The organism is Hyalangium sp. (assembly GCF_035629615.1).
Lineage (GTDB): Bacteria > Myxococcota > Myxococcia > Myxococcales > Myxococcaceae > Hyalangium.
This window is the reverse complement of record NZ_DASPHO010000060.1, coordinates 1-7,912: the sequence shown is the minus strand read 5'-3', so window position 1 is coordinate 7,912 and position 7,912 is coordinate 1. Positions and strand designations below refer to the sequence as shown.

General features: G+C 70.1%; 5 protein-coding genes. 4 read left to right on the top strand and 1 reads right to left on the bottom strand.

From position 1 onward, the window contains the following. The 4 genes from tssG to VD972_RS02780 form a co-directional block, all read left to right on the top strand. Positions 1–1,062 (top strand): type VI secretion system baseplate subunit TssG (gene tssG / locus VD972_RS02795; RefSeq protein WP_324980321.1); only part of this gene is annotated, 1,062 nt, incomplete at its 5' end. A 37-nt stretch (positions 1,063–1,099) separates the two neighbouring features. Further along, a complete protein-coding gene (tssH, locus tag VD972_RS02790; protein ID WP_324980318.1) occupies positions 1,100–3,727 on the top strand; it encodes a type VI secretion system ATPase TssH in 2,628 nt (875 codons plus the stop codon). 134 nt (positions 3,728–3,861) lie between these two features. Beyond that, positions 3,862–5,466, top strand: a complete 1,605-nt coding sequence (locus VD972_RS02785) for a type VI secretion system-associated FHA domain protein (protein ID WP_324980315.1) — start codon at positions 3,862–3,864, stop codon at positions 5,464–5,466. Continuing rightward, the gene (locus tag VD972_RS02780; RefSeq protein WP_324980312.1) at positions 5,463–6,437 is read left to right on the top strand and encodes a hypothetical protein; all 975 of its coding nucleotides are present in this window, start codon (positions 5,463–5,465) and stop codon (positions 6,435–6,437) included. The genes VD972_RS02785 and VD972_RS02780 overlap by 4 nt, the downstream gene beginning before the upstream one ends. A 16-nt stretch (positions 6,438–6,453) precedes the next feature. On the opposite strand, the gene VD972_RS02775 is transcribed toward VD972_RS02780, so the two are convergent. Next, positions 6,454–7,912: ATP-binding cassette domain-containing protein (locus VD972_RS02775; RefSeq protein WP_324980310.1), on the bottom strand; the 1,459-nt coding region annotated here is incomplete at its 5' end.

Here is a 7,912-nt window from a genome sequence, read left to right as displayed (position 1 = left end):
TGGCTGGATGCGGCGCTCCAGTTCGCGACGGGGGACGTGCGCTTCCTCTCCCTGGTGGCCCTGCTGGAGCGGCTCACCGGGAGCGCGGTGCGCGTGGGGGGAGACGGCCCGCCCGCCGAGGAGGCCATCCGCTTCCGGCATGATCCCACGCTGGTGTTCAGCTCCGGAGACGTGAGCCAGGTGCGGCTGGTGCCGCAGGTGTCGGAGTGGGGCGAGGCGAAGGGTGGCCCCAAGCACGTGTTCGAGGTGGTCACCACCTTCCTGGGCCTCACCGGCGCGTCCTCGCCGCTGCCGGGCTACATGGTGGAGGAGATCGCCCAGGAGGATCCGGATCGGCCCTTGAAGCAGCAGTTCCTGGATCTCTTCCACCACCGGCTGGTGTCGCTGCTGTACCGGGCGCTGTCTCGCTACATGCTGGAGGGCGAGGCGACGCGCGCCGGGGATGATGTGTGGACGCGGCGCGTGCTGGCGCTGGCGGGCCTGGATACGTACGAGCGCGGGCCCTCGGTGCGCCTGTCCGTGGCCCAGCTGCTGCGGCTGGCACCGCTGCTGGCGACACGGGCGCGCACCGCCCTGACGCTGGAGCGAGCGCTCGCGGACGTCCTGCGCATGGAGCTGGGCGAGGCCCGCGTCACCGTGCAGCAGTTCGCCGGGAGCTGGGTGGAGGTGGAGTCCGAGCAGCGGATGATGCTGGGCCGGCTCAACTCCCACCTGGGCCGCACCTCCATGCTGGGCGGGAAGCTGTTCGACCGCGCCGGCAAGATCCTCATCGGCATCTCCCCGCTGGATGGGCCCACCTACCACCGGCTGCTGCCCGAGGGCGATCTGAGCCCGCTGGTGCGCGAGGTCGTCTCACTGGTGATGCGCGATCCGCTCGAGTGCGCCATGGAGCTGGGCGTGGACGAGGACGTGCTGGGCGCCTTCCAGCTGAAGAACAAGAATCCCGCCCGACTTGGGCGCAACACCTACCTGGGTGGCCGGCACGGCGCCGTTCCCCGATTGAGGACGCGGGTGGTCCCGCTGCCTCTGCCGACGGGGAGCGGGGCCTCGGCGAGCCCCTAGCAGCACCAAAACTCGCAATTTCTAGAGGAGTCATCTGATGCGCGTTGAACCGAAAACCCTCGTCCGCCGTCTCACCTCCACTGCCACGCGCAGTCTGGAGGGAGCCGTCTCCCGGGCGAGCAGCGCCCGTTCCTACGAGATCACCCCCGAGCACATGCTCCGCCAGCTCCTGGAGGACGAGGAGGGTGAGGCCTCGCTCATCCTCCGCCACTTCCAGGTGGACAGGGCCAAGGTGCTGGCCCGGGTAGAGGACACGCTGCGCCTGCTGCGCACCGGCAACGCCGGGCGGCCGGTGTTCTCCGAGAGCCTCTTCCAGTGGTTCGAGGACGCGTGGCTGCTGGCCTCGCTGGAGCATGGGGCGCTGCGCCTGCGCTCGGGCGCGCTGATGGCGCAGTGGATCGCCCGCTCGGCCAGGTACTCGGCGGAGTCGTACCCGGAGCTGGATGCCGTCTCCACCGAGGGGCTCAAGAAGGCCTTCGAGGACGTGGTGAGCGTCTCCAAGGAGGCGGCGGAGGTGGCGGCTGCGGGCTCGGCGCCGGCTCCGGCCGGTGGGGCCGCGGCGCCTCGGGGCGAGGACGCGCTGTCGCGCTTCACCACCTCGTACACGGCGAAGGCCCGCGAGGGGAAGATCGATCCGATCTTCGGGCGTGATCGGGAGATCCGCCAGGTGATCGACGTGCTGTCCCGGCGCCGGAAGAACAACCCCATCATCGTGGGCGAGCCCGGGGTGGGTAAGACGGCGCTGGTGGAGGGACTGGCGAAGGCCATCGCCGCGGGGGATGTGCCCGAGTCCTTGAAGAACTTCGAGCTGCTGGGGCTGGATCTCGGCCTGCTGCAGGCGGGCGCGGGCGTGAAGGGCGAGTTCGAGAACCGGCTCAAGGCCGTCATCTCCGAGGTGAAGGCCTCGCCCAAGCCGATCATCCTCTTCATCGACGAGGCGCACACGCTGATCGGCGCAGGCGGGCCTCAAGGAGGCGGGGACGCGGCGAACCTCCTCAAGCCGGAGCTGGCGCGCGGCGAGCTGCGCACCGTGGCCGCCACCACCTGGTCCGAGTACAAGAAGTACTTCGAGAAGGATCCGGCGCTCGAGCGGCGCTTCCAGCCGGTGAAGGTGGACGAGCCCTCGCCAGCGGACGCGGTGCTGATGATCCGCGGCCTGCGCGCCGTGTACGAGAAGGCTCACGGCGTCACCGTGCGTGAGGAGGCGGTGGTGGCGGCGGTGGAGCTGTCGCACCGCTACATCTCCGGCCGCCTGCTGCCGGACAAGGCGGTGGACCTGCTGGACACAGCGGCGGCGCGCGTGAAGCTGGAGCAGAGCGCCCGGCCGGACGAGCTGGTGGAGCTGGAGGCGAAGCTGGCCTCCCTGGAGAGCGAGAAGGCCTCCCGGGAGCGGGAGCTGGCCTCGGGGCAGAAGCCGCCGCCGGAGGATGGCACGCCCGTGGAGGAGCGGCTGAAGGCCGTCCAGGATCAGGTGGCCACCCTGCGCGCGCGCTGGGAGGAGCAGCGGGCCGCGGTGGACACGCTGAAGAAGGCCATGGTGGAGCTGGATGCGGCCAAGGAGCCGGCCGAGAAAGACAAGCTCAAGGCCAAGGTGACGGAGGCCCGGGAGACGCTCCAGCGCCTGGGCGGCGAGTCGCCCATGGTGCACGCCGACGTGGACGCGGACGTGGTGGCCCGGGTGGTGGCCGGGTGGACGGGCATCCCGGTGGGCAAGATGCGCGCCTCCTCGCTGACGGCGGTGCTCAACCTGGAGGAGACGCTCCGGAGCCGTGTCCGCGGGCAGGACATGGCGCTGCGCACGGTGGCGGAGACGGTCCGCGCCTCCACCGCCGGCATCCGCAACCCGAACACCCCCATCGGCGTGCTGCTCTTCGTGGGCACCAGCGGTGTGGGCAAGACGGAGACGGCCCTGGCACTGGCGGACGCCCTGTACGGCGGCGAGCGCTTCCTGACGACGATCAACATGTCCGAGTTCCAGGAGAAGCACACGGTGTCGCGCCTGATCGGCTCGCCGCCGGGCTACGTGGGCTACGGCGAGGGCGGCATGCTCACGGAGGCGGTGCGCCAGCGCCCGTACTCCGTGGTGCTGCTGGATGAGTGCGAGAAGGCGGACCCGGAGGTGCTCAACCTCTTCTACCAGGTGTTCGACAAGGGCGTGCTCAACGACGGCGAGGGCCGCACGGTGGACTTCAAGAACACCGTCGTCATCCTCACCAGCAACCTGGCCACGGACGTCATCACCCAGATGTTCCAGGCCCCCGAGCCGCCCACCGTGGACGCGGTGCGAGACGCCATCAAGCCGGCCCTCACCAAGCACTTCAAGCCGGCGCTGCTGGCGCGCATGAGCGTGGTGCCCTACGTCCCCATCTCGCGCGAGATCCTCAAGGACATCGCCGTCATGAAGCTCAACTCGCTGGCGGGCCGGCTGCACACCTCGCACCGCATCAAGACGGAGTTCGCCCCGGAGGTCATCGAGGAGTTCGCCCGCCGGTGCACGGACATGGACTCGGGCGCCCGCAACGTGGATCACGTGCTGCGCGCCTCGCTCATGCCGCAGCTGTCGCGCGAGCTGCTCGAGCAGCTGGCGAGTGGGGCGACGCCTACCCACCTGACCGTGGGGCTGAGCCCCAGCGGGGAGTGGGATCTGGCCTTCTCCCAGGCGTAAGAAAGGGGGGACAGCGCCCTCTGGGACGCGTAAAAAGGGGGCCCCGTGGGAACCGGAGGCCCCCTTTTGGCATACCTGCTCTCTTGGCGAGTCAGCCCCTTGGCTGCCTCCGCCGTTCGGCATAGGAGAAGGCCATGCTTCCCCTGGTGATCCGCCTCAAGGACATCGAGTCCCACCCGCCGATGGAGAAGCAGTACGTCTTCACCACGTCCCCAGTGCGCATCGGCCGCAACCAGCTCAACGACATTCCCATCCCCCGGCCCTTCGTGTCGCTGTTCCACGCGCTGGTCCGCTTCGACAAGGGCTCCATCTCCGTGGTGGATCTGGGCTCGACGAACGGGGTGCTCGTGGGGGGCAAGCGCATCGAGAAGAACGTGCCTGCGCGGATCACCCCGGGGATGGAGGTGACGATCGGCTCTGTCCAGTTCGAGTTCTCGCGGGATGCCAAGGCGGTCCGGGAAAGCTCCTCCCGCCAGACGCAGTTCCGGGCGCTGGCCGACATCATGAATGAGGGGGCCGGCATCAAGGCCGAGGCGCTCAGCTTCAAGCCCACCCCCATCCAGGACCGAAAGCCCGAGCAGCGCACCTCGCTCCTGCCGAGCCTGGACGCGCTGCTGGAGCAGGAGCAGGAGCAGGAGCGGGAGGAAGTCACTGGCCAGAGCCCGCGGACCCTCATCCAGCCGGCGATGCAGGAGGACGAGAGCGACGAGGCGACGAACCTGGATCTGCGGACGCTCCAGGAGGAGGAGGCGCCCAAGCGGCGGCCCGTGCCCACCCCCGTCCCCGCCATGGTGAGGAAGCGCACGCAGAGCAGCGTGCAGGTGCTGCCGCAGGCACCGGGCGGGGCCGCGGCGCTGCAGAGCACCATCCAGCAGCTCGTGCCGCTCTACAACGCCTACCGCACGGCCTGGAAGATGCTGCACCAGGGGCTGGCCAAGGGGGCGGACACGCTGCCGGAGCAGGATCGCGGCCAGCTCATCACCCAGCTCCTGCGGCGTATGCCGGAGATGGCGCAGGAGCCCATGTTCCAGGAGATCGCCAAGAACGTGGGGCGCCCGGTCCAGGTGGAGCCCATCACCGGGGGCCCGGCGGCGGCGGCGGCCTCGGGTCCGGGCAACCGGTTGGATGTGGTGTCGCGGGAGCTGCTGAACCGCTTCGTGCGCTCCTACCTGTCCGACAACCGGGGGCTGCAGACCGAGGCGGACATGCAGCGCTTCCTGGAGCACCTGGCGGAGCTGCTGGAGACGTTCGCCCGGGCCTTCATCGAGCTGCGTCAGGGGCACGATCAGTTCGGCCAGCAGATGGCGGTGCCTGTCACGAATGACCAGAACCCGCTCATGCGGATGCGGAGCACGCGCGAGCTGCTTCGCTACCTGCTGGACTTCAAGGTGGCTGACGGCGCCAACCGGGTGCAGGAGCTGATGGGCGGCTTCGTGGATGTGATGATCCACCAGATCGCGCTGCTCAACGGCATGCGCGAGGGCGTGAAGGGGCTGCTCCAGCGGCTGGATCCGGAGGCGCTGGGCCGCGGGATCGGGGGCTTCTGGCCCTTCAACCTCTCCAAGAAGTGGGAGAAGTACACGGAGCAGCACCGGGCCTTCCTGGAGGAGGAGCGGGAGCTGACGGCCGTCCTGTTCGGGCCCGAGTTCGCCAAGGCGTACCTGGCCATCGTCGGTGACGCGGCGAAGGTTGGCGCCGAGGGTGACGAGGGTGCGGAAGGCGGAGAGGAGGAGTCATGACGTCGATGGGGATTCGCGGGGGCTACGCCCTCCGGTGGCTGGTGGTGGCGGCGGTGGTGGCAGGGGCGGGGTGCAAGCGCCAGGCGCCGGTGCGTGAGCCGGTGGTGCGGGCGCTGTGCTTCTCGGAGCTGCCCTCGGACATGAAGGTGATATCTCCGGCGGTGTGGAAGCCAGAGACGCTCTTCCAGCTGTTGATCAACGGGTACGATCCGTCGACGGGGCGGGTGTCTCAGCCCCCCACGGACTGCATGGGCACGCCCATCCTCTTCCAGGATCCGGCCCCGGGCGACTGCACGGAGATTGCTCCCGCGGGTACGCCGCTGCCGCTGCAGCCGCTCACGGTGGAAGAGATGGTCGTGACGGAGATGCGGCTGGACCTGAAGCTGGTGTGGGCCATCGTCCGGCGGTTTTCGAATGGGGAGGCGCTGGGGCCGGTGGCGCTGGTGGAGGCCACTCCGCGGGGGTTGGCGGTGCGGGCGCTGGGGACATTGAAGGCGATGCCGAAGAGCGCGCGGCTGCGGCTGGAGCGGATCGGCGGCGTCGAGGTGCTGCTGGTGGATGGCGAGCGCTGCTGGGGAGAGGACGAGAAGAAGATGTGCCAGCGGACGGTGCGGCTCATGCCGTTGCGCGGCAACCGCTTCGTCGCGGAGACGCTGAGCGGGCCGGATGGCAAGTGCATGCAGGCCGCGAACATCGCCCTGAGCCGCACGGCCACCCAGTCGCTGCCCAGCCGGTGGATGCGCAAGTACGAGTACACCTCGGCGCTGACGGTGGCACCGGAGGGCATCCGCGTGGCCGAGCAGATCACGGCCAAGGACAGCGATCCGAAGCAGCCCTCCTCGCCGCCACGCGTGTACCGCAAGGCCCAGGACGAGCGGCTCATCCAGGTGGGGCAGGGCGGGATGAAGGTGGACAGGCCCTCGGTGTGGACCCAGCTCGTGGAGCCTGGGGCCACCGAGCTCCTGCCCTGACGGGGAGGGTGGGAGCTCAGTCGGACGAGCAGGTGATCGTGCCCGCCGCTACGAACCACCGCTCCGTGGTGCACCTGCGCGCGAAGTGCGTGTCGTGGGTCACCAGCAGCAGCGCTCCCGGGTAGTCTCGCAGGGCTGCCTCCAGGCGCTCGATGGAGGGCAGATCCAGGTGGTTGGTGGGCTCGTCCAGCACGAGCGCCCAGGCATGCTGCCCGAGCCCCTGGGCGATCAGCAGCTTGCGCACCTCGCCCGGTGAGGGCTGCTCCGAGGCCAGCAGCCGCTCCGGGTCCACTCCCAGCGCGGCCACCAGCGACAGCACGCGCCCGCGCTGCTCGGGGGCCAGCCCCCGGACCGTCTCGAGCGCCGCCGTGGCCTCCTCCGCTCCCACGTCCTGCGGCAGGTAGAGCACCCGCTCCAGCGGCACCCGCGCCTGGGCGAGCAGGGCCCGCAGCAGCGTCGTCTTTCCGGCACCGTTGGGGCCCTCGATGCGGATGCGGCCCTCCCGGCCGACCGAGAGCGTGACGGGCTCCAGCAGCTCCACGTCTCCCGCACGCAGGGGGTGGTTCTCCAGGGTGAAGAGCCACGGGTTGGGGGAGCGCACGTAGTCCACGAAGACCGAGCGCCCCACCGTCTTGTCCACCTGGAACTCGCCGATGGCCTCGGCCGCTCGCTCCGTCTCGCGCCGCAGCACGCCCACCTGACGCCCGAGTCCTGCCTCCGCCCAGCCAGCGACGACCTTCGCTCCCATGGAGCGAGCGTCGTTGTCGTTCTTGTCCTTCAAGCGACGGCCGGTGTTCCGCGCGGCCGAGGCGGCCTGCTGCTCCCGGCGGGTCTGATCGAGCCGCTGTGCCATGCGCCGGTGCGTCTCCTGCGCTTGCTGCCGGGTGGCAAGCTGGCCCTCGCGCTCGGCCTCCCAGTGCTGCTGAGCGGCGGAGTAGGCGCCGGGCCACAGCCGGGCCTCGCCCGCGTGGACGCGCAGCGTGGTGGTGGTCAGCTCCTCCAGCACCGTCCGATCATGGGACACGACGACGCCAATTCCGCGGAACCGGCGCAGTGCGGCGATGAGCCACCCGCGCGCCTCGGCGTCCAGGTGGTTGGTGGGCTCGTCCAGCAGCAGCACGTCCGGCTCACTCGCGAGCGCCGCGCCGATCTGCCACCGCTTGCGCTCCCCGGGTGACAACGTGGGCCAGCGCTCCAGCGCTCCGGGATCCAGCCCGAGCTGGCCCAGCACCCGCCGGGACACTGCATCCCACGCCTCCGCGAACGCGGTGATCTCAGGGCTTAGTGTCTCGACGCTCTGAGGGCAGAGGCGGAGGATGGGTTCACGAGGCTCGTGCTGGAAGTGGCCCTCGCCGGGCTTCAGCTCTCCGGCCAGCAGCCGCAGCAGGGTGGACTTTCCGGCGCCGTTGGCACCGACGAGGCCCGACCAGCCAGGCGTGAGGTGGAACTCCACGCCGGTGAGCAGGGGAACAGCA